A 20,343-nucleotide genomic window follows, 5' to 3' on the forward strand; every position below is an offset into this window, starting at 1 on the left:
AAGGACTTGGCAAATGCCAAGTCCTGGCCAGTTATTTAGATAGTTTCATAGAATTTACTTTAAGTTTTTTACGAACTCTTCAAACTCAGCATCTGTCTTAGGAACTTTCACTTCACCGTCGATGATTTTCTTCTTGTAATCTTCAACTGACTTAAGTGCGTCTTTTTCAACGTTGTCTTGAGTTGGGGCAATACCTACTCCATCTTGTTTCAGACCGAATTCTACAATTTTCCCGCCTGGGAATTTGCCTGCTGCTGTTTGCTCAGATACTTCATATACTGCTTGGTCTACACGTTTTACCATTGAAGTTAGTGTTACGTTCTCTGGCATACCTTCTTCGTGCTGGTCACGGTCAACACCGATTACCCAAACATCTTCACCGTTCTTTTTACGATTCTTCGCTTCTGTGAATACACCCATTCCAGTTCCGCCAGCAGCATGATAGATAATGTCTGCGCCTTGCTCATAGAATGTGTTAGCGATCTGCTGTCCTTTTTCTGCTTTGTTAAAGTCTTCTGCATATTGAACTAAAATTTCAGCATCAGGATTTGCAGTTTTCACCCCTGCTTTAAATCCATTTTCAAACTTTTTGATAAGCTCTGAGTTAACTCCTCCAACAAAACCTACTTTGTTAGATGTAGTTTGCATACCTGCAATTAATCCTACTAAGAAAGATCCTTCGTGCTCAGAGAAAGTGATGTTAGCTACGTTATCGCCTTTAACAACCATATCTACGATTGCAAGCTTTGCATCTGGCTGCTGCTTAGCAACTGTTTCAACATCAGTACCCATCAAGAAGCCGATTCCGAAAACAAGATCATACTTTTGACGGATTAACGAGTTTAAGTTTGGTTTGTAATCACTTTGGGCAGTTGACTGCAAATACTTGTAGCCTTTGCTTTCCTCCAGGCTGTTATCTTTCCCGAACTTCGTTAAACCTTCCCAAGCGGACTGGTTGAATGACTTATCATCAACACCGCCAGTATCCGTTACCATAGCTACTTTAAAATCTTTTTTAGCGTCTCCGCCAGACTTACCTTCGTCAGAATTTCCGCAACCTGCAAGGATCGTACCAGCAGTAAGCATTGCAGTTACCATTAAACCTAATTTCTTTTTCAAGTTAATTTCCCCCTAAAAATGTTTTCATTTTTGTGACTAACTCTAGGTGCTACGATTAAGTACCCCCATCACCCCCTAAAAAAGACTTTAGTTAAAAGCGCTTTCTTAAAACAGAAAATAGAAATTTATCAGATCTAAAGTAATTACAAGAATAAAGCACAGGTTCATCATATTGATCGTAGTGCATCTGTTTTAACACTAACAATGGTACACCTTCATCACTTTCCAGAATTTCAGAGATTCTGTCATGATATCCGATAGGTTCAATGTTTGTAACCGCATACATTACACGTCTTCCCGTTTCTTTTTCAAGCATTTCCAAAAAAGATTCATAATCGTGGAGACCCTTGGCTGGGAACAAATGTGAGGGCATATGATCCTTACAAAATACTACCGGTTCTCCATCTGCCGTCCGGACACGTTCCATCATCATGAGCCCCTCAGGCAGCGAGTTATTAAACTTTGCAAGAAGTTCATCCGTAACATCTGTCGTCTGCGAAGAAAGAAAAATAGTACCTGCTTTCTTACCGCCTCTTTCAATCATATCGGTAACACTGTACAGTTCTTCAATACCTGAAGAAAAAAGTGCTCTTGTTCTAACGAAAGTTCCAACTCCATGTTTCCGTATGAGGACGTTTTCATCTTCTAAAATTCGAAGTGCTTCTCGCAATGTCGCACGGCTTATCCCTAACTGTTTGGAAAGTTCAAATTCTGAAGGAAGCTTTTCTCCTTCTTTATAAATACCTTCTTCAATATCTTTCTTTAACTTCTCTATCACTTTAATATATAACAAGCGATGGTCCGCTTTTATCGACATTACAAAACCACCTTAACTAGTTGTTCGACGTATGACAAATTGTTTGAATAATCGACATTAATATACCATTTTTAATTCTATAAATAAATACTATTTTTACAAATTTTTAATAGGTATTATTTTCATTTACCACTTTTTCAATAAAAAGGTAAAGGAAAAAGGCTGTTTTCATACACGTTGACGTCTTTGGAAGTGGTTGATTTCCGCTCCGGGATGCTCGCTTTCCGGGGGGTGTGCGGTGAGCCTCCTCGGCGCTTTGCGCTCTTAGGAGTCTCACCTGATCCCCAAGGAGTCTCGCACCCTGCACTCCAATCAACTAGTCGAGGAAGAGTGCCCCACAAAAAAACTTCAACAGCAAAAAAATTTTGGAAATAAGAAAAAAACGGGCAATTTAAGCCCGTTTTTATGAACTTGAAGCTTCTTTTTCTTCAGGCATTGCAGATATCAGAACTTCACGAGGTTTCGATCCTTCATAAGGTCCGACTATTCCTTTTGATTCCATCGTATCGATTAATCTCGCTGCTCTGGAATAACCGATACGGAACCTTCTTTGGAGCATTGAAACTGAAGCAGTCTGCATATCAACAACAAGCTTAACCGCATCAGAAAAGAGGTCATCCTCCGATTCCATTACTGCAGGTTCTGCGTCCTCAGTAGGGATCATTTCCTTTTGATACTGAGCTTTTTGCTGGCTTACACAATGTTCTACTATTGTTTCAACTTCTTCATCCGAAAGAAAAGCTCCTTGAACTCGTACAGGCTTTGAAGCTCCAGATGGGAAGAATAGCATATCTCCTCTTCCAAGAAGTTTTTCGGCTCCCCCCATATCCAAGATTGTTCTTGAATCTGTTTGAGAAGATACACTAAATGCGATCCGGGAAGGTATATTCGCTTTTATAACCCCTGTAATTACGTCTACCGATGGTCTTTGCGTTGCAATAATCAAATGGATTCCGGCAGCACGCGCCATTTGAGCAAGGCGTGTGATGGCGTCTTCCACGTCGCCAGAAGCAACCATCATCAGATCAGCAAGTTCATCGACGATTACGACGATATAAGGCAGAAACGGCTGTTTGGCGTCACTTCTGCCATTCTGTTTTCTGATGGATTCATTATACCCTTCAATGTTTCTCGTACCACTGTGAGAAAACAATTCATATCTTCTTTCCATCTCTGACACAACTCTTTTAAGTGCTTGGGCTGCTTTCTTCGGCTCCGTTACAACCGGAGCTAGGAGATGCGGAATACCATTATACATATTTAGCTCGACCATTTTTGGATCGATCATCATCATTTTAACTTCATGGGGCTTAGCCCGCATGAGAATACTGGTTATTATTCCATTAACACAAACACTTTTTCCGCTTCCGGTAGCTCCAGCTACGAGAAGATGAGGCATCTTAGAAAGATCTGCAACGATCGGTTCTCCCGAGATATCTCTTCCTAGACCGATTGCAAGCGGTGATTTTTGTCCAGAAAACTGTGGTGCTTCTAGCACTTCTCTTAACGTTACCATTGAGATTTCGCCGTTCGGCACTTCGATTCCTACAGCAGACTTTCCAGGAATCGGCGCTTCAATTCTTATATCTTTTGCTGCAAGTGCCAAAGCAAGATCATCTGTAAGATTTACGATTTTGCTTACTTTAACACCCACATCTGGATATACCTCATATTTAGTAACAGCCGGTCCTAAATGAACTTTTAGCACCTTTGCTTTTACTCCAAAACTCTCAAATGTTTTTTCTAATTTTTTCGCATTGCTTTTACTGGCTGCATACTGTTTGTCCTTATGCTGACCACTGTTTTGAGGCGTACGCAGATGTTTCATGGATGGAAGCTGATAATGCTCGTTCTGGATAACTTCATCACCAAAATTAGCTGGAAGTGGTGAAGCTGAAGGTTCACTCTCAGCTTTTTTAGTTTCGCTTTTCTGGATTGCTTCATCAGAGTCATCAAAGCTTTGAGAACCGAATTTTAGTTGAACACCGCTCTCCGTATTATGCACCCTCTTTGTAAAATCCTCGATTACTGGTTCTTCAGAAATAATAATTTCTTCAGTTTCAGCTTCATCATCAACATCTGGTGAAGCAGGCTTTAATTTCTTTGTTTCACTTGTCTTCTTAGACCGTTCTTCAGCAATTGCATTTTTCTTTTCTAAAAGAAATACTTTTAGTTTTGCACTCGTTTCATTTAAACTCGTTACAATCTTCTGCATAATCACAGAAAGTGATTTGCCTGTTATCAAGAGGAGACTTCCAATAATCAAGAAAAAGATTACTAGCTTTGTGCCACCCGCTCCAAATAAAAAATAAAATAGCGCAAAGCCTATAGATCCAACAATACCTCCCCCCAGATCATCTGCAGCAGTCGTTCCCTGAAGCTGAAGCCAGTACAGTTCCCAAGTGTTTCTAATTACGGAAGCATCTTTCCAATCTCCGCCATTCGTTAAATGTTCAAACAATGTTAAATGACTCAGAACGAGAAATGAGAAAAATAAAATATAAACACCTGTTAATCTTTTTGAAATCATTGGGGGAAAGCTTCGTTTCCAAATTAGATAAAAAGATAATAAAATACAAGCTAACAGCAGTACGCCATACCATTCTCCACTAAAGAAACGTAAAAGATGCACGAATGCCATACCGACATTTCCCATTTTAGCTAGACCTAATGATGCAAGAGCTAATAATGACAGACCTGCTATCTCATATGTCAGCTGCTCTTTCCATCTTGCTTTATTCTTAGCTTTCTTTTTCTTGTTTTTTGCCACCAATTTCACCTCACAACCAAGCTGTTTTCATTATGTATGTATACAAGGAAAAGGAAAGAAAAGCAGCCCTGCATATAGAAAGGCTGCCCACAATAGTATAGCATATTTCTTAGGTGTCTAATTAAAAGTTTCGCAGCGTCATTCCAGGCTGACAGTCTTCTAATAAATAATGTGAAGGGTCTGTACTCATGATCTGAACCACTCTTGTTTCATCTCCGACCCGTTCAACAAGTACAGGAACATCATTATAGAGTATTACATTCTGCATAGCTCTACTGTTTCCTTCTTCAGGGAACATCAATTCATAAGGCTGCATGGTATACCAAGTCATTGTTTTATACCATCTGTCTTATCATTTTTATGTTCTTCTATCAGTTCGTTTAGTTTTTTGATAGCTTGACCTAGTCCGCCAACCTCATTAATCAGCCCATCTTTCACAGCATCAGTCCCAATCACATTTGTTCCGATGTCTCTCGTTAAATTTCCTTTTGAAAACATCAGCTCTTTAAAACGCTCTTCACTTATTTTCGAATGACTTGTCACAAAGGAAATTACTCTTTCTTGCATCTTATCCAGATATTCAAAAGTTTGCGGCACACCTATGACTAATCCAGTAAGCCTTACAGGATGGATCGTCATAGTAGCTGTGGGAACGATGAAAGAGTATTTCGCGCTGACAGCGATCGGTACTCCGATAGAATGTCCTCCGCCAAGTACTAGTGAAACACTGGGTTTTGACAGAGAAGCGATCATCTCTGATATAGCAAGACCCGCTTCTACATCACCGCCAACAGTATTTAATATTACAAGCAATCCCTCTATCTTATGATTTTGCTCGATAGCAACGAGCTGTGGAATCAGATGTTCATATTTTGTAGCTTTATTATTTGGCGGCAGCTGCATATGACCTTCTATCTGTCCTACAATCGTTAAACAGTGAATACTCGAACCTTCAAGCTGAGGTACATTTGTTTGTCCTAATGATTGAATTTTTTGTATCAATCCTGAATTTTCGTCTTTTTTTTGAGGCGCATCCGGCTGCGGTGTTTCTGTTTCTGGTGTTTGGTCCATAATCTCCACCCCTTCAGTTTTAGTTCTTATTAGTATGGGCGTAATTTCCAAACGTATGATAAGAAAATAAAAAAACCTGCTAAAAAACAGCAGGTTAAATTTCCATAATAATAGGCATGATCATTGGTCTTCTTTTTGTTTTTTCAAATAAATACTGACTTAACGTATCTCTTACGTTTGATTTTAGACTTGACCATTCTTTCATGTTCTCACTCATGCATTTCTCAAGAACATCACGGACCTTTATATTAGCCTCTTGAAGAAGGGCTTCACTTTCCCGTACGTATACAAACCCGCGGGAAATGATTTCTGGTCCAGAAATAAGCTGATGAGAATCTTTGCTTATCGTTACTACAACAACAAGAATGCCGTCTTGAGATAAAAGTTTACGGTCTCGGAGTACGATATTACCAATATCACCGACACCTAATCCGTCTACAAGTACATTTCCTGAAGGAACTTTTCCAGTCTTTTGAGCCTGTCCGTTTGCGAATTCTACGACTTCACCTTTATCAATGATAAAGATATTATCTTTTTCAACGCCTACTTCAATCGCAAGTTTTTGGTGGGCCTTCTGCATTTTATATTCACCATGAACGGGAATAAAATATTTCGGTTTCATCATACTGAGCATGAATTTCAGCTCTTCTGCACTTCCATGTCCTGAAACGTGAACCTTTTTTTGGCCGAAAATTACATCAGCGCCAGTTCGCATTAATTTATCTACCATTTTAGCAACAGAAGTTTCATTACCAGGTATCGGGGTAGCGGCAATAACAACAGTATCTGAAGGACGCAGTGCAATTTGCTTATGAGATTTTTGAGCCATTCTTGATAAAGCAGCCATAGACTCTCCCTGGCTTCCTGTTGTTAGAATAACAACTTTCTCATCACTGTAATCGTTTGCTTGATCGATTGTGATAAGGAGGTCTTTTTCGATATTTAAATAACCAAGCTGTGAAGCGATGTCTACTACCTTCACCATGCTTCGCCCATTAACAGCAACTTTACGGTTCGTTTTTGCAGCTGCATTCATCACTTGCTGAACACGATGAACGTTTGATGCAAAGGAAGCTATAATAATACGTCCTTTTGCAGCCTGAAATACATCTAGAATCTCATGTCCAACTTGAGCTTCGGGTCCAGTAGAGCCTGGACGTTCCGCATTCGTACTGTCAGAAAGAAGACAAAGAACACCTTCTTCTGCAAGAGCTGATATTTTTCCAAATTCCGTATGCTGTCCATCGATCGGTGTGTGATCGATCTTAAAATCACCAGTATTTACAATAACTCCCTGTGACGTGTGAATTGCAATACCGACAGCGTCTGGAATACTATGATTCACGTGAAAAAAGCTAACTTTTGCGCTGTTAAACGATAATTTCTGATTTGTATCTATTAAGTTCAGTTCCGTAGAACGAAGCAGCCCTGCTTCTTTTAACTTTGCTTCTACAAGGCCTAATGTAAGGCGAGTTCCATAAACAGGAACAGGAACTTGTCTTAGAACGTAAGGAAGTCCTCCAATATGGTCTTCGTGGGCATGAGTCAAGAAGATTCCTGTTACTCGTTCAATGTTTTCCTTTAAGTAAGTCACATCCGGAATTACGATATCAATTCCGAGCATTTCCTCCTGCGGGAACATTAGACCGGAATCCATAACAAAAATTTCTTCACCCGTATCCACTACATACATGTTTTTGCCGATCTCACCTACTCCGCCCAGGGCAAAAACTTTAATTTTCTCTCTATTTTGTTTTGACAATGTGTATATTCCTCCTAGGTTGTATGTAAAAAATTTATCCCGATCACGTCACTTAAAAACATTATAACTTATCAGAGGAATACAAAACAAGACTGAGGCAACAACAATTAATATAAAAAGAGGCAGTGTGCCCTCTATCTGACTATTCATCTCGCAGGACGAGGAAGCACGCTACTGTCAGATTATCTTGTAGACGCAGGAGCAGCACTTTATTATTTGAAACGAGGCTCAGCACACGCCAACTGGAAAGCGAGCATCCTGGAACGGAAATCAACCACTTCAAAAGTGCAACAAAGATTTAAAAAACCAAAAAAAACAAACCGGATTACCGGTTTGTTTGTTTACAGTTCATTTAGACGTGCAGCGAGTGAAGCCCTTTCAGCTTGATTTAATGGCAATAATGGGAGTCTTACTCCTCCAACATCAAGTCCTTTTAGCTGTAATGCTGTTTTTACAGGAGCCGGGCTCGGAGCTTTAAACAACTCATTCATTACCGGAAGCAATTTACGGTGTATACGTGCTGCTTCAAGGTTCTCGCCATTTTTGAAGTTGCTGATCATCGTCTGCATCTCATTTCCGATTACATGTGATGCTACTGACACGATTCCTGCACTGCCGATTGCTAATGATGGTAATGTCAAACCATCATCTCCGCTGTACAATAAAAAGTCATCAGGAGTTTTCTCAATGATTTCTGCCATGAAATCCAAGTTGCCGCCTGCATCTTTTAGAGCAGTAATGTTTGGGATCTCAGCCAATCTAAGAACGGTATCTGCCGAAAATGAAATGACAGATCTTCCAGGTATGTTATATGCCATGACCGGCAGGCTTACAGAGCTTGCGATAGCTTTGTAATGTGCAACAATTCCGTCTTGGCTTGGCTTGTTGTAATAAGGAGCAACAATCATGATGGCATCAACCCCAACATCTACTGCCTTCTTGGACAGATCGATCGAAGCTTTTGTATTGTTGCTCCCCGCACCTGCAATTACTGGTACTCTTCCGTTCACTGCTTTTACAACATGCTTGAAAAGCGCAACTTTTTCTTCTGTTGAAAGTGTTGGTGATTCTCCTGTCGTTCCTGCAACAACCAGACTGTCACTTCCATTATCTATCAAATGATTAACTAGCTTTGTTGTTCTTGCGAAATCAACATTCCCTTTACTGTCAAAAGGTGTAACCATTGCCGTGCTAATACTTCCAAAATTCATTACTTTCACTCCTCAATACTCATTAAACTGCTGCTGTACAATTTCTTGCAAGTTTGTGGTAATCCCTTCTTCATTTAAGCGGAAAGTTGTATGAAGAGCATTTACGGATTCAATTAAATCTTCTTTTTTAACCAATACCCAGATTGTAGTATGGGAGTCAGCTGATTGGAGAATCTGAATATTTCTGCTCGAAAGAGATTCCACGATCGCCGCAGTTACACCTGGCGTCCCTGCAATTCCAGCGCCTACCGCTGATACTTTTGCACAGTTTCTTGTTACATCAGGTTCGTAGCCGATCTCTTTTAGTTTACGCAGCGCCTGCTCGGTTTTATCTTCCATAATCGTGTAGACAACACCTTTAGGAGAGATGTTAATAAAATCGACTGAAATCTGTTCTTGTGCCATTGCTTTAAATACCTTTGTCTGCAGATCATACTGCCCGTCATTTGCATAAACTTTAATCTGTGTAATATTGGAAACATGAGCGATCCCAGTTATGATTGATTCCTGCACATCTTTTCCTGCCGGACCTTTTAATGAAGAGGTTACAAGAGTTCCGGGAAGGTCTGAATAGGTAGAACGGATCCGAAGCGGAATTTTCGCCTGCATGGCGATCTCCACCGCTCTTGGATGGATAACCTTTGCTCCCTGATATGCCATGTTGCAGATTTCAGCATATGTCACAACAGAAAGAGGTCTTGCATCTTTAACAAGTCTTGGATCAGCCGTCATAACGCCTTCAACATCTGTAAATATATCAATAAATTCTGCTTGAAGAGCCGCTCCAAGGGCAGAAGCACTCGTATCGCTGCCACCTCTTCCAAGTGTTGCGATATCTCCGCTCTTCGATTGACCCTGAAATCCAGCTACAACCACGACAGAATGATTTTCAAGTTCAGCTCTAATTCGCTCACATTTCATATCAATGATTCTCGCGTTAGAAAAGTCATCGTTTGTACGGAAACCTGCCTGCGGTCCTGTTAATGCAGCAGCAGATATGTCTGAAGCATTCAACAGACCTGAAAATACTACCGAAGAAATTATTTCACCGCAAGATAAAAGTAGATCCTGTTCACGATTGGATATTTTATTATTCTCGCCTAACAGGCTTAACAAAGTATCTGTAGCATATGGGTCACCGAATCTTCCCATTGCAGAAACCACACATACTACTTTATAGCCTTCATCTACTGCTTTTTTTATATGACGGACTGCTTCTAAACGGCCCGTATCTTCTTTTAAAGAAGTTCCTCCAAATTTTTGAACGATAATCTTCATGAATGCACCTTCTTTATGAAATTAAAGCAAGTTTAACTTGATCAAGCTTTCTGCGATCTGTACAGAATTGTATGCAGCACCTTTTAATAGATTATCTGACACTACCCACATATGGTATGCGTTGTCACGGTCTAAATCTTTACGAATTCGGCCGACAAATACGTCTGGCAATCCTGCTGCTAGTGCCGGCATAGGATAAATCTGTTCTTCTGGCTGATCTTGCAATGTTACACCTGGTGCAGACTTTAATACTTCTCTTATTTCCTGTACAGTTGGATTGCCATTTTCAAACTCTGCATATAAAGATTCAGAGTGCCCCGTTTCAACCGGCAGTCTTACACAAGTTGCAGCGATCTCCAGGTTTTCTAAGTGCATGATTTTCTTTGTTTCATTCATCATTTTCAATTCTTCGAAGGTATAGCCGTTCTCTTCAAATTTATCAATCTGAGGAACAGCATTAAAAGCGATTTGATAATGTTTTTTATCTGAAGCACATGGCATTATCGATGCTTCAAAAGGCTCGTCGTTTAAAACGGCTTTAGATTGCTCTTTTAATTCCTCTACTGCTTTGGCACCCGCTCCTGAAACAGCTTGATAAGTAGAAACGATCACCTTTTTCAAGCCATACTTTTCATGAAGAGGCTGAAGTGCGACTACCATTTGAATAGTAGAACAGTTTGGATTCGCAATGATTCCATTATGATTCATTAGATCTTGTTCGTTAACTTCAGGTACAACCAAAGGCACATTTGGATCCATACGGAATGCGCTCGTATTATCTACAACGATCGCCCCACGTTTTACTGCCTCATGTGCAAGCTGTTTAGATACAGATCCTCCCGCAGAAAATAAAGCAAGATCGACTCCTTCAAATGCTTCAGGTGTTGCTTCCTGTATCGTATGGGATACCCCGTTAAATGTGATGACCTGTCCTGCAGACCTTTTACTAGCAAGAAGCGATAACTTGCCGATCGGAAAATTCTTTTCACTTAAAGTATTTAACATTTGCTGGCCGACTGCTCCAGTCGCACCTACTACGGCTACATGAAATGATTTTTGGCTCATCTTTTATTGACTCCTTTATTGTTTAAGGTAAGCAAGCTACAACAGAAGGAGAAACACAATTGTATGGTTTCTCCTAGTTAATCCATATAATTTATCATATTTTATCATAAACTGAGCGGTTATGAACGGATTTTCTTCTGTTGTATTAATCTATCATCCTGAGTACAGGCTGAAGCTGCTTACCTTGCAGAGCGAGATCGATGGTTTCAATTAATGTATCCATGTGTGCAACCAATGAATTTTGCTTTTTAACTGGATCATCCTGGCTGAATGGTATGAAATATATATTTTTAGTTGCCATAAGTCTCATTATGTTAACACCGTTCAAACCTAAACCATCATTTGTTGAAATTCCTAGAACAACAGGCTTCTGATTTCTTAGCGTTGCTTTCGCCCCCATAAGTACTGGAGAATCTGTCATTGCATTGGCAAATTTACTGATGGAGTTTCCAGTAAGAGGAGCAATCACCATACAATCTAATGGAGTCTTCGGTCCAAATGGTTCAGCTTTTACAATTGAATCCACAGGCTCATTGCCTGTAATTTCTTTGATTTTTTCAACCCATTCTCCCTCAGCTCCAAAGCGCGTAGTCGTTTGTATCACAGTATGCGTGAAAAAAGGCGTCACTTTTGCACCAAGGTCAACAAGCTTTTGGATTTGAGGAAAAACCGCGTTATAGGTGCAATGTGAACCGGTTAATCCAAAACCGATATGCTTCCCATTAAAATCCATAAAAACTACCCCTTCCGCTTATAAAATTCATTGATTAACAGCTGCGAAAGTACATTAGCCACAATTTTCCCTGCTGTTTTAGGAGCTACTATTCCAGGTAATCCCGGAGCTAACAACGCTTTAATACCCCGTTTTTCTGCATAGCGGAAATCTGTACCCCCTGGTTTTGAAGCCAAGTCAACGATTAACGTATGGGACGGGAATTTTGATATAACATCAGCATTTACAATCTGAGTAGGAATCGTGTTGATGCATACATCCGTCTCATATACTTCATTTTTTAAATCATCTAAATGAAAAGGAATCATTCCCATTTCTGAGATTCTTGCCATATGCTCCGATTTTCTTGCCCCTACTTTCACATGTGCTCCAAGAGCTTGAAAAGTTCTTGCCACACTCATTCCAACACGTCCGAATCCCAGTACAACCGTGTTTGATTGATGTATGGTTATATCTGTATGCTGGATCACCATCATGATCGTACCCTCAACAGTGGGTATGCTGTTGTAAATCGCAACATCGTCTCGTTCGAACAGTTTTGTAAGCTTCCGGTTGCTGTTGGCTGTGATCATATCAAGATAAGAATTGCTGATTCCTGAAAAAACCTGACAGTGACTCTTCGTTTTTTTCAACATATCTTCGGTTAATACAATTTTTCGGTTTGAGAAAATAGTATCAATCTCCCCCTGCAGCCCCGTACCACTTACAGGCAATATAATGCTGTCTAACTTTGAGAAATCTACTTCATCTATATCCATTTTTGATGCGCCAGTAAAACCATGATCAAGCTGGTCATAGCCGATAAGTGTAAGTACCGCGTCTAATTCTGTTAACTTCCTGATTACTTCTAGCTGCCTCGCATCGCCGCCAAATACAGCGATATGCAAATCCGTTAACATTCTTTCTCCCCTTTCTCCGTTGTTCCTTTACTGCAGGGGAATTGCTATCCACGTTCATCATAATATGAACACCCCGCCTATCTGGTTACTCAAAACCCCATTTTACAACGGCATTACTTTTTATAATTACGGTCACAAATTATCATTTTTACGAACTATTGGTATCAATCAACATCATTATATTCAGGAGCATCTGCCTTGTTTGGGGCATTAGTTAATCGCAACGCCCATTTTTATTTAATAAAAAAACTTGCCTGATGCTGCTTCAATAATGTGCCGAAAACCAATAGCACAAAAAAGGATCTATCTAAAAAAGCTCAATTCTTAAAGATTGTTGCTTTCAAATATTTTTTGAGTAGTCTCCATTGATTTAGTCAAAAGGAGTGCAAGGTGCGAGACTCCTGCGGGATCAGCGGGACTGGTGAGACTCCTAAGGGTGCAAAGCGCAGAGGAGGCTCAACGCACGCCCCGCGGAAAGCGAGCGCCTGTAACGGAAATCGACTACTTTCACAGCAGATTTTTCTATCAAAAAAACCCGGGATAGGTTCCCGGATTTTAAATGTATTCGTTATTTTATTGCAATCCCTTTGGCAGCTCTCCTGAAGGACTGACAAGTGATGCTGAGCAGCCTTCATTGAAAATAGAATGAATAAGCTGGTTTACATCTTCTTTTGAAACTTTATCGATAGATTCAACCATATCATCCAAAGTACGATGATAGCCTAAGATGAGTTCGTGCTTCCCATTTCTGCTCATGCGGCTGTTCGTGCTCTCTAGGCTCAGCATCAAGTTTCCTTTTATCTGTTCTTTGGAGTTTTTCAATTCTTTGTCGGTAATACCATTTTCGTTTAAGTCATCGACGATATTTGTGATTGTTTCATACAACTCATCGAGCTGATGAGGTGCGGTACCGCCATATATAGTGAAGATTCCATTGTCCTGAAACGCGGAATGATAGGAAAAGACTGAGTAAGCCAGACCTTTCTGCTCTCGCACTTCCTGAAAAAGGCGGCTAGACATGCTCGAGCCAAAAATATTGTTCAGGATGATCAAGCTGTAGCTTCGTTTATCTTTTAAAGAAAGACCAGGAAAACCTAAACATAAATGAGCCTGTTCCGTTTCTTTCTTACGAGCTAATTTTTCAGGATGGAATACCGGGGAATTCATTTCAGTTTTAGCTAAAGAACTCGTCTTGTAGCTGCCGAAAAATTCCTCTACGTTTTTAATAAAGGATTCATCAATATTCCCAGCTATGGAAATAACAACTTCCTCGGGAACATAATGTGTATTCATATAATCACGAAGAGTGTTACCTGTAAAAGTATGAAGTGTTTCTTCCGTACCCAAGATAGGAAAACCGAGTTCATGATTTTGAAAGCTAGCCCGGCTAAGCATGTCATGAACGATATCATCTGGTGTATCTTCATACATTTTTATCTCTTCTAATACAACATTTTTTTCCTTTAACAATTCACCGTCGTCAAAAGTTGAATTAAAGAACATGTCAGCTAACACTTCTAACGCATATGGAGCATGTGTATCAAGAACCTTTGCATAATAACATGTGTATTCTTTGGAAGTGAATGCATTCACTTGACCACCTATGCTGTCAAACGACTCAGCAATTTCTCTGGCAGTTCTTGTTTTTGTACCTTTGAAAAACATGTGCTCCAGAAAGTGTGAAATACCGTTGTTCTTCGTATTTTCAAACCTGGATCCTGTTCCAATCCATACCCCTATCGCTACGGAACGTACAGTTGGAATATTCTCCAAAACGACGCGTACGCCGTTTGAACATGTATGTCTTTTTATCAAACTTGTTTCCCCCTAGCTGTCAAATCTGCCACTACTAATCATAGGAACAATATACCATTATCATAACTCCTATACAACTTTACTTGATTGATTTTGGCAGCAGTCTTTTTTCATCCATGAGATCTGAGACAGTTCCGATACTTAGTCCCTTTTCTTTAATTCCTTTAATCAGCTTATCTAACCCCTCCGCTGTTGAAGCAGTTGGATGCATAAGAATCATAGCTCCAGGGTGTACCTTTTTTAGGACTCTTTCCACCATCTCATCAGGATTCGGATTCCTCCAGTCTACTGTGTCAACAGACCAAAGAATCGTTTTCATGTTAAGGTCAGCAGCTATTTGAACAACATCGTTCCGGTAGCTTCCGCTTGGCGGTGCAAACCATTTTGGTGACTTATCCAACGTGGCATTTATGACTTCATTTGTTTGTTTGAGTTCTTCAGTAATTCTCGTATTCGTCATTTTTTTCAAATCTGGATGAGAGTATGCATGGTTGCCAATTTCATGATTTTCTTCAGCGATCATTTTTGCCAGAGAAGGATTTTTCTTTACCCATGAACCGTCCAGAAAGAAAGTTGAGTGTACATTATTCTTCTTCATTGTCTGCAGCATACCCGGCAGGTGCTCATTGCCCCAAGCCACATTCACAAGAAGAGTTACCATAGGTTTCTCTGGATTTCCTCGATAGATTGGAGAAGCAGGCAAGTTTTCTAAATGTATCGTTGGTTCTATTTGCTTTACCACTAATTTATTTTCATCGAATTTATTTACTTTTTTCATAGCCTTAAATGATTCTTCCATATCTACAACTAGTCCATTGTAGCCGGGAGTGGCTTTCCAAACAGGGTCGATTTCAGCATTCTGAGGCGGCTTGTTTAATTCCTTAGCTTTTTCTTTAATCTGTGCATAGATTGAATTTGATTTCATTTGTGAAACTGCCGTACTCTGCGCCTTAATACTTTCTATATAAGTGCTCGTAAATGGGTTATGCACCGAAATAGCAGTTGCAGTAATGATTAACACGATGACGGACCAGTGAAGAATTGATTTTTTCACATAACTCCCCTCCCTGTAATCAAGTTATGTACAACCTGTACAAGTTAGAACGCTATTGAAACAATAAGACTTCAATGAAAAAGCCAGCCTTTATGTAAGGCTGGCTTTTATCCATATAGAATTAAACATTCTGCTGCTGTTCGTTTTTCGCTTTTTCTTCTTTTAACACGACTTTGCGTGATAAGTTTACACGGCCCTGGTTATCGATCTCCATAACTTTTACAAGGATTTCGTCACCAAGCTTAACTACATCTTCAACTTTACCTACACGCTCTTCAGCCAGTTCTGAAATATGGACTAATCCATCTTTGCCGCTGAACAGTTCTACGAAAGCTCCGAATTTTTCAATACGTTTTACTTTGCCCATGTAGTATTCGCCAACTTGAACTTCTCTTACGATATCTTCAATAATCTTCTTAGCCTTGTTGTTCATCGGCTCATCAGTTGAAGCAATAAAGATCGTACCGTCTTGTTCGATGTCGATCTTAACTCCCGTTTCTTCAATGATTTTATTGATGATCTTCCCGCTTGGTCCGATTACATCACGAATTTTGTCAGGGTTAATCTTCATTGTTAAAATCTTTGGAGCATACTGAGATAATTGCGTACGAGACTCTGAAAGTGTAGAAAGCATAGACTTCAAGATAATCATGCGGCCTTCTTTTGCTTGAGTTAGTGCCTCTTGAAGAATTTCACGGTTGATACCTGAAATTTTAATATCCATCTGCAGAGCAGTGATGCCGTTTGGTGTACCTGCTACTTTAAAGTCCATGTCTCCAAGATGGTCTTCCATACCTTGAATATCTGTAAGAACAGTAACGTCCTCACCATCTGAGATCAGACCCATCGCAATACCTGCAACCGGCGCCTTGATCGGCACACCAGCATCCATCAATGCCAATGTACTTGCACAAATACTAGCTTGAGAAGTAGAACCGTTGGATTCAAGTACTTCAGAAACTAAGCGAATTGTATACGGAAATTCCTCTTCATTAGGAATTACTTGTTCTAAGGCACGTTCTCCCAATGCACCATGACCTATTTCACGTCTTCCTGGTCCTCGCATAAAGCCGGTTTCACCAACACTGAATGGCGGGAAATTATATTGGTGCATAAAACGCTTAGACTCTTCAACACCAAGTCCGTCAAGAACCTGTACATCACCTAATGCACCTAAAGTACAGATACTCAATGCTTGTGTCTGTCCTCGCGTAAACAAACCAGAACCATGTGTTCTAGCTAAAATCCCTACAGTAGAAGAAAGTTTGCGAATTTCATCCGTTTTTCTTCCATCTGGACGAATCTTTTCTTTTAAGATTAAACGTCTAACTTCTTCTTTGATAAGTTTATGTAGAATCTCTTTAGCTTCATTAGCTTTTTCTTCATCCTCTTCATAACGTGAAGCGAGATTTGCACCAACTGCATCAAGTGCTTCTTGACGAGCGTGTTTCTCAATTACTTTTACAGCTTCTTTTACATCGTTGCCGACAAAATCACGGACTTCTTGCTCAAGATCTTTATCAAGCTCATGTAGAACAACTTCCATTTTTTCTTTTCCGATTTCAGAAACGATTTCTTCTTGGAAAGCAATTAATTTCTTGATCTCTTCATGACCGAACATGATTGCTTCAAGCATTGTTTCCTCAGAAACTTCTTCTGCACCTGCTTCAACCATGTTAATCGCATGTTTTGTTCCTGCTACGATTAGTTGAATATCACTTTTTTCGTTCTGGTCAACAGTCGGGTTAATAACAAACTCACCGTCGATACGTCCAACAGTTACACCTGCGATTGGTCCTTCAAAAGGAATATCGGAGATTGACAATGCAAGAGATGATCCGATCATTGCTGCCATTTCAGAAGAACAATTTTGATCAACACTCATTACGGTGCTGACAACTTGTACTTCGTTACGGAAACCATCGGCAAACAAAGGACGGATCGGACGGTCGATCAAGCGGCTTGCCAAAACAGCTTTTTCACTTGGACGGCCCTCACGTTTAATAAATCCTCCAGGGATTTTACCGACTGCGTATAAACGTTCTTCATAGTTTACTGTCAATGGGAAGAAACTTAAATTTTTGGGCTGCTTTGAAGCTACAGCAGTAGAAAGTACTGCCGTATCACCATATCTGACCATAACAGCACCATTTGCTTGTTTTGCTAATTCTCCAATTTCGAACGTAAGCGTTCTGCCCGCCCAGTCCATGGTAAAAGTTCGTTTTTGTTGATCCATTTTACTTGGTACTCCTCTCAACACTTAAAAAATCCTAGTATTTTATGGTTCTATTATATCCTAACGTAGTCCTTCCTAAAAAGAAAAACTGTAAAGAATTTAATAACCCGTATAAAACATTTCTGATAAGTCGGTTTTCGTATTACTTGCAATAAAAAAAGCGGGATTAAATCCCGCTTTTGTTGGATTAACGACGTAATCCTAGTCTTCCGATCAATTCGCGGTAACGCGTGATGTCCTTGTTACGTAGGTACGTTAACAAGTTACGGCGCTTACCAACCATTTTTAATAGACCACGACGTGAGTGGTGATCTTTCTTGTGTGTACGCAAGTGATCATTCAACTCATTAATTTGTTCAGTAAGGATAGCGATTTGAACTTCTGGAGATCCAGTGTCCGTATCATGTACCTTATACTCGCTGATTAATTCGTTTTTACGCTCTTGAGTAATAGCCATCCTTTTCACCTCCTTAATATTAGAAACACCTATTACCGAGCAAGCGTCGGTGACTCGACTTGCCAAGCAACGGTTATTTTGCACATTAAAAATGTACATGTATTAGCATAGCTTGTTTAAGAAATAAATGCAAGTTTTTTTAACACATTGACTGGATGATTGATAATGTCTCGTTCTTATCCGTTTTAAGCTGTTCAATCAATTCATCGATTGAATTGAATTTCTTTTCATCTCTGATCCTTTTAAGCCAATTAACACCAATCGTACTCCCATATATTTCTTTTTGAAAGTCAAAGATATGGACTTCTAAAGAAGGTCTTTTTTGATCATCTTTGAAAGTCGGCTTATAGCCTACATTTGCCATCGCATAGTACTTTTCTCCATCAACACTAACTTCAACGGCGTAAACGCCTACTTTTGGAAGGGTATAGACATCCGTATCAAGGTTAGCAGTAGGAAAACCTATTGTACGTCCCCGTTTGTCTCCATGTATGACAGTACCATTCAATTTATATCTTCTGCCAAGATAATGTACAATACTCTCAACCATTCCTTCTCTAAGGCATTGTCGAATAAGAGTAGAACTTATTTTCTGGCCGTTTTCCTCGATCTTCTCGATTACAGTTTGACCAAACTTGCCGTCAGCTTCATGAACCAATGTTTCAACATTCCCTTTTCCATACTTACCGTATGTAAAATCAAAACCGGTTACAACATGCTTTACATTTAAACCAATAATATACTGATCAACAAATTCCTTTGTAGAGAGTGATGCAAAATCAAGATCGAATTTAACAAGATAGAAGCGTTTAACTCCCATAGATTTCAATATTTTTTTCTTTTCTTCAAGCGGCGTGATATATGTCCACGTTTCATCCGCTTTTCCTAAAACGACAGAAGGATGTGGATGAAAACTCATTACAGCTGGAATTGCACCAGTTCTTTCTGCAAGTTCAACGGCTGAGTTTATCACACGCTGATGTCCGATGTGAATTCCGTCGAAATAGCCTAATGCCAAAATTAATGGCGGGAGATTTTCTTTTTCATATTGATGAGGATGATTAATGACGATCGTTTCCAAAGACTCACCTACTAACCTGTTTCGTTATTCAATGGCTAACACTTTCGCTGGTTTTATCAAACCAGGTTTAGAAGGATGCAACTGATAGATGGCTAGACATTTTCCTTCTTCATTATAAACACCAAACGGGCTTTGTTCCAACTCTTTTGGTTTTGGAAGCACTGATCCATTTCTAACTTGACTCTCAGTCTCTTCATCAACCGTCCATTTTGGAAAATGCGAGATTCCTTTCTCAAGAGGAAATAAGAAATTATCCAAAGGTGACTCAGCGTTTTCCAGGTCTTCGAATGTGACGCAATCGCTTAAAGAAAATGGACCTGAAGCCGTTCTGATCAGAGAAGACATATGAGCGGGATAACCTAGCTTCTCACCAATGGCAACGGCGAGAGTGCGGACGTAAGTACCTTTTGAACATCTGACCCTAAATGAAAAAACAGGATTTTCTTTTCGTAAAACATCCTCTTTGTTCAGCAGTTCAAGTTCATATATAGTCACTTTGCGTTTTGGCCTTTCAACCTGAATCCCCTGTCTTGCGTATTCATAAAGTTTTTTTCCGTTAACTTTAACAGCCGAGTACATGGGAGGAACTTGTTCGATCTCGCCTGAATGAGACTGCAGGATCTCTTTTATTTTTCCAAAGTCTATATCTTCATCTACTTGTTTTTCCATTACTTTTTCGCCATGTGCATCTTCTGTATCCGTTGAGAAGCCGAGCGTAACTTCTCCTATATATTCCTTGCCGTAGTCTGACATATACTCAGCAATTTTTGTCGCTCGCCCAATACAGATAGGCAGTACTCCAGTAACTTCCGGGTCTAGAGTTCCAGTGTGTCCCACTTTTTTGGTTGAAAAGATCCTGCGTATTTTCGCTACACAGTCATGTGATGTCATTCCGGCAGGTTTTTTCAGTGCTAAAATTCCTTGCCTAACAGTCATATCAATTTCTCCTTTTACATACCTGCATTCATGCAAAAA

At 39.9% G+C, this 20,343-nt stretch carries 17 protein-coding genes; all 17 read right to left on the reverse strand.

Annotation, left to right across the window (positions count from 1 at the left end; translation table 11 throughout):
- Window positions 1-54: 54 nt before the first annotated feature.
- On the reverse strand, window positions 55-1,119 hold the full coding sequence (locus EV282_RS09685) for a BMP family lipoprotein (protein ID WP_207224290.1): 1,065 nt from the start codon (window positions 1,117-1,119) through the stop codon (window positions 55-57).
- A gap of 91 nt (window positions 1,120-1,210) precedes the next feature.
- The gene (locus EV282_RS09690; protein ID WP_130295637.1) at window positions 1,211-1,936 is read right to left on the reverse strand and encodes a GntR family transcriptional regulator; all 726 of its coding nucleotides are present in this window, start codon (window positions 1,934-1,936) and stop codon (window positions 1,211-1,213) included.
- Between the two features lie 403 nt (window positions 1,937-2,339).
- Complete coding sequence (locus tag EV282_RS09695; protein ID WP_130295638.1) at window positions 2,340-4,706, reverse strand: DNA translocase FtsK; 2,367 nt, start codon at window positions 4,704-4,706, stop codon at window positions 2,340-2,342.
- Between the two features lie 121 nt (window positions 4,707-4,827).
- Window positions 4,828-5,037, reverse strand: a complete 210-nt coding sequence (locus tag EV282_RS09700; RefSeq protein ID WP_130295639.1) for a YlzJ-like family protein — start codon at window positions 5,035-5,037, stop codon at window positions 4,828-4,830.
- Entirely contained in the window at window positions 5,034-5,777 is a 744-nt protein-coding gene (locus EV282_RS09705) for a ClpP family protease (protein WP_130295640.1), read from the reverse strand. Before EV282_RS09705 ends, EV282_RS09700 begins: the two co-directional genes overlap by 4 nt.
- Before the next feature lie 94 nt (window positions 5,778-5,871).
- Window positions 5,872-7,539, reverse strand: coding sequence for a ribonuclease J (locus EV282_RS09710; RefSeq protein WP_130295641.1), 1,668 nt, complete (start codon window positions 7,537-7,539; stop codon window positions 5,872-5,874).
- Window positions 7,540-7,880: 341 nt separating this feature from the next.
- Entirely contained in the window at window positions 7,881-8,750 is an 870-nt protein-coding gene (dapA, locus tag EV282_RS09715) for a 4-hydroxy-tetrahydrodipicolinate synthase (RefSeq protein WP_130295642.1), read from the reverse strand.
- Between the two features lie 12 nt (window positions 8,751-8,762).
- On the reverse strand, window positions 8,763-10,028 hold the full coding sequence (gene dapG / locus EV282_RS09720) for an aspartate kinase (RefSeq protein WP_130295643.1): 1,266 nt from the start codon (window positions 10,026-10,028) through the stop codon (window positions 8,763-8,765).
- Window positions 10,029-10,049: 21 nt separating this feature from the next.
- Window positions 10,050-11,093, reverse strand: coding sequence for an aspartate-semialdehyde dehydrogenase (asd, locus tag EV282_RS09725; protein WP_130295644.1), 1,044 nt, complete (start codon window positions 11,091-11,093; stop codon window positions 10,050-10,052).
- Window positions 11,094-11,238: 145 nt separating this feature from the next.
- Window positions 11,239-11,826, reverse strand: coding sequence for a dipicolinate synthase subunit B (gene dpaB, locus EV282_RS09730; RefSeq protein ID WP_130295645.1), 588 nt, complete (start codon window positions 11,824-11,826; stop codon window positions 11,239-11,241).
- Between the two features lie 5 nt (window positions 11,827-11,831).
- Window positions 11,832-12,725, reverse strand: a complete 894-nt coding sequence (gene dpaA / locus EV282_RS09735) for a dipicolinic acid synthetase subunit A (RefSeq protein WP_130295646.1) — start codon at window positions 12,723-12,725, stop codon at window positions 11,832-11,834.
- A gap of 573 nt (window positions 12,726-13,298) precedes the next feature.
- A complete protein-coding gene (locus tag EV282_RS09740; protein WP_130295647.1) occupies window positions 13,299-14,540 on the reverse strand; it encodes a M16 family metallopeptidase in 1,242 nt (413 codons plus the stop codon).
- A 79-nt stretch (window positions 14,541-14,619) separates the two neighbouring features.
- Window positions 14,620-15,594, reverse strand: a complete 975-nt coding sequence (locus tag EV282_RS09745) for a polysaccharide deacetylase family protein (RefSeq protein WP_130295648.1) — start codon at window positions 15,592-15,594, stop codon at window positions 14,620-14,622.
- A 121-nt stretch (window positions 15,595-15,715) separates the two neighbouring features.
- Window positions 15,716-17,830 (reverse strand): polyribonucleotide nucleotidyltransferase, encoded by a 2,115-nt coding sequence (gene pnp / locus EV282_RS09750; protein WP_130295649.1) that lies wholly within the window; start codon window positions 17,828-17,830, stop codon window positions 15,716-15,718.
- Between the two features lie 187 nt (window positions 17,831-18,017).
- The gene (gene rpsO, locus EV282_RS09755) at window positions 18,018-18,287 is read right to left on the reverse strand and encodes a 30S ribosomal protein S15 (protein WP_066240919.1); all 270 of its coding nucleotides are present in this window, start codon (window positions 18,285-18,287) and stop codon (window positions 18,018-18,020) included.
- A gap of 139 nt (window positions 18,288-18,426) precedes the next feature.
- Window positions 18,427-19,368 (reverse strand): bifunctional riboflavin kinase/FAD synthetase, encoded by a 942-nt coding sequence (locus EV282_RS09760; RefSeq protein ID WP_130295650.1) that lies wholly within the window; start codon window positions 19,366-19,368, stop codon window positions 18,427-18,429.
- Between the two features lie 24 nt (window positions 19,369-19,392).
- Entirely contained in the window at window positions 19,393-20,304 is a 912-nt protein-coding gene (gene truB / locus EV282_RS09765; protein WP_130295651.1) for a tRNA pseudouridine(55) synthase TruB, read from the reverse strand.
- Between the last annotated feature and the right edge of the window lie 39 nt (window positions 20,305-20,343).

Source organism: Fictibacillus sp. BK138, from assembly GCF_004216955.1.
Lineage (GTDB): Bacteria > Bacillota > Bacilli > Bacillales > Fictibacillaceae > Fictibacillus.

Bases quoted from the DNA above. Each gene is read 5' to 3' on its own strand.
- EV282_RS09705 (WP_130295640.1), bottom strand. From the start codon at position 5,777: ATGGACCAAACACCAGAAACAGAAACACCGCAGCCGGATGCGCCTCAA.
- dpaB (WP_130295645.1), bottom strand. From the start codon at position 11,826: ATGGATTTTAATGGGAAGCATATCGGTTTTGGATTAACCGGTTCACAT.
- rpsO (WP_066240919.1), bottom strand. From the start codon at position 18,287: ATGGCTATTACTCAAGAGCGTAAAAACGAATTAATCAGCGAGTATAAG.
- asd (WP_130295644.1), bottom strand. From the start codon at position 11,093: ATGAGCCAAAAATCATTTCATGTAGCCGTAGTAGGTGCGACTGGAGCA.
- EV282_RS09690 (WP_130295637.1), bottom strand. From the start codon at position 1,936: ATGTCGATAAAAGCGGACCATCGCTTGTTATATATTAAAGTGATAGAG.
- truB (WP_130295651.1), bottom strand. From the start codon at position 20,304: ATGACTGTTAGGCAAGGAATTTTAGCACTGAAAAAACCTGCCGGAATG.
- dapA (WP_130295642.1), bottom strand. From the start codon at position 8,750: ATGAATTTTGGAAGTATTAGCACGGCAATGGTTACACCTTTTGACAGT.
- dapG (WP_130295643.1), bottom strand. From the start codon at position 10,028: ATGAAGATTATCGTTCAAAAATTTGGAGGAACTTCTTTAAAAGAAGAT.
- dpaA (WP_130295646.1), bottom strand. From the start codon at position 12,725: ATGTTAACGGATTTGCATATCGCTGTATTTGGCGGCGATGCGAGGCAG.
- pnp (WP_130295649.1), bottom strand. From the start codon at position 17,830: ATGGATCAACAAAAACGAACTTTTACCATGGACTGGGCGGGCAGAACG.
- EV282_RS09700 (WP_130295639.1), bottom strand. From the start codon at position 5,037: ATGACTTGGTATACCATGCAGCCTTATGAATTGATGTTCCCTGAAGAA.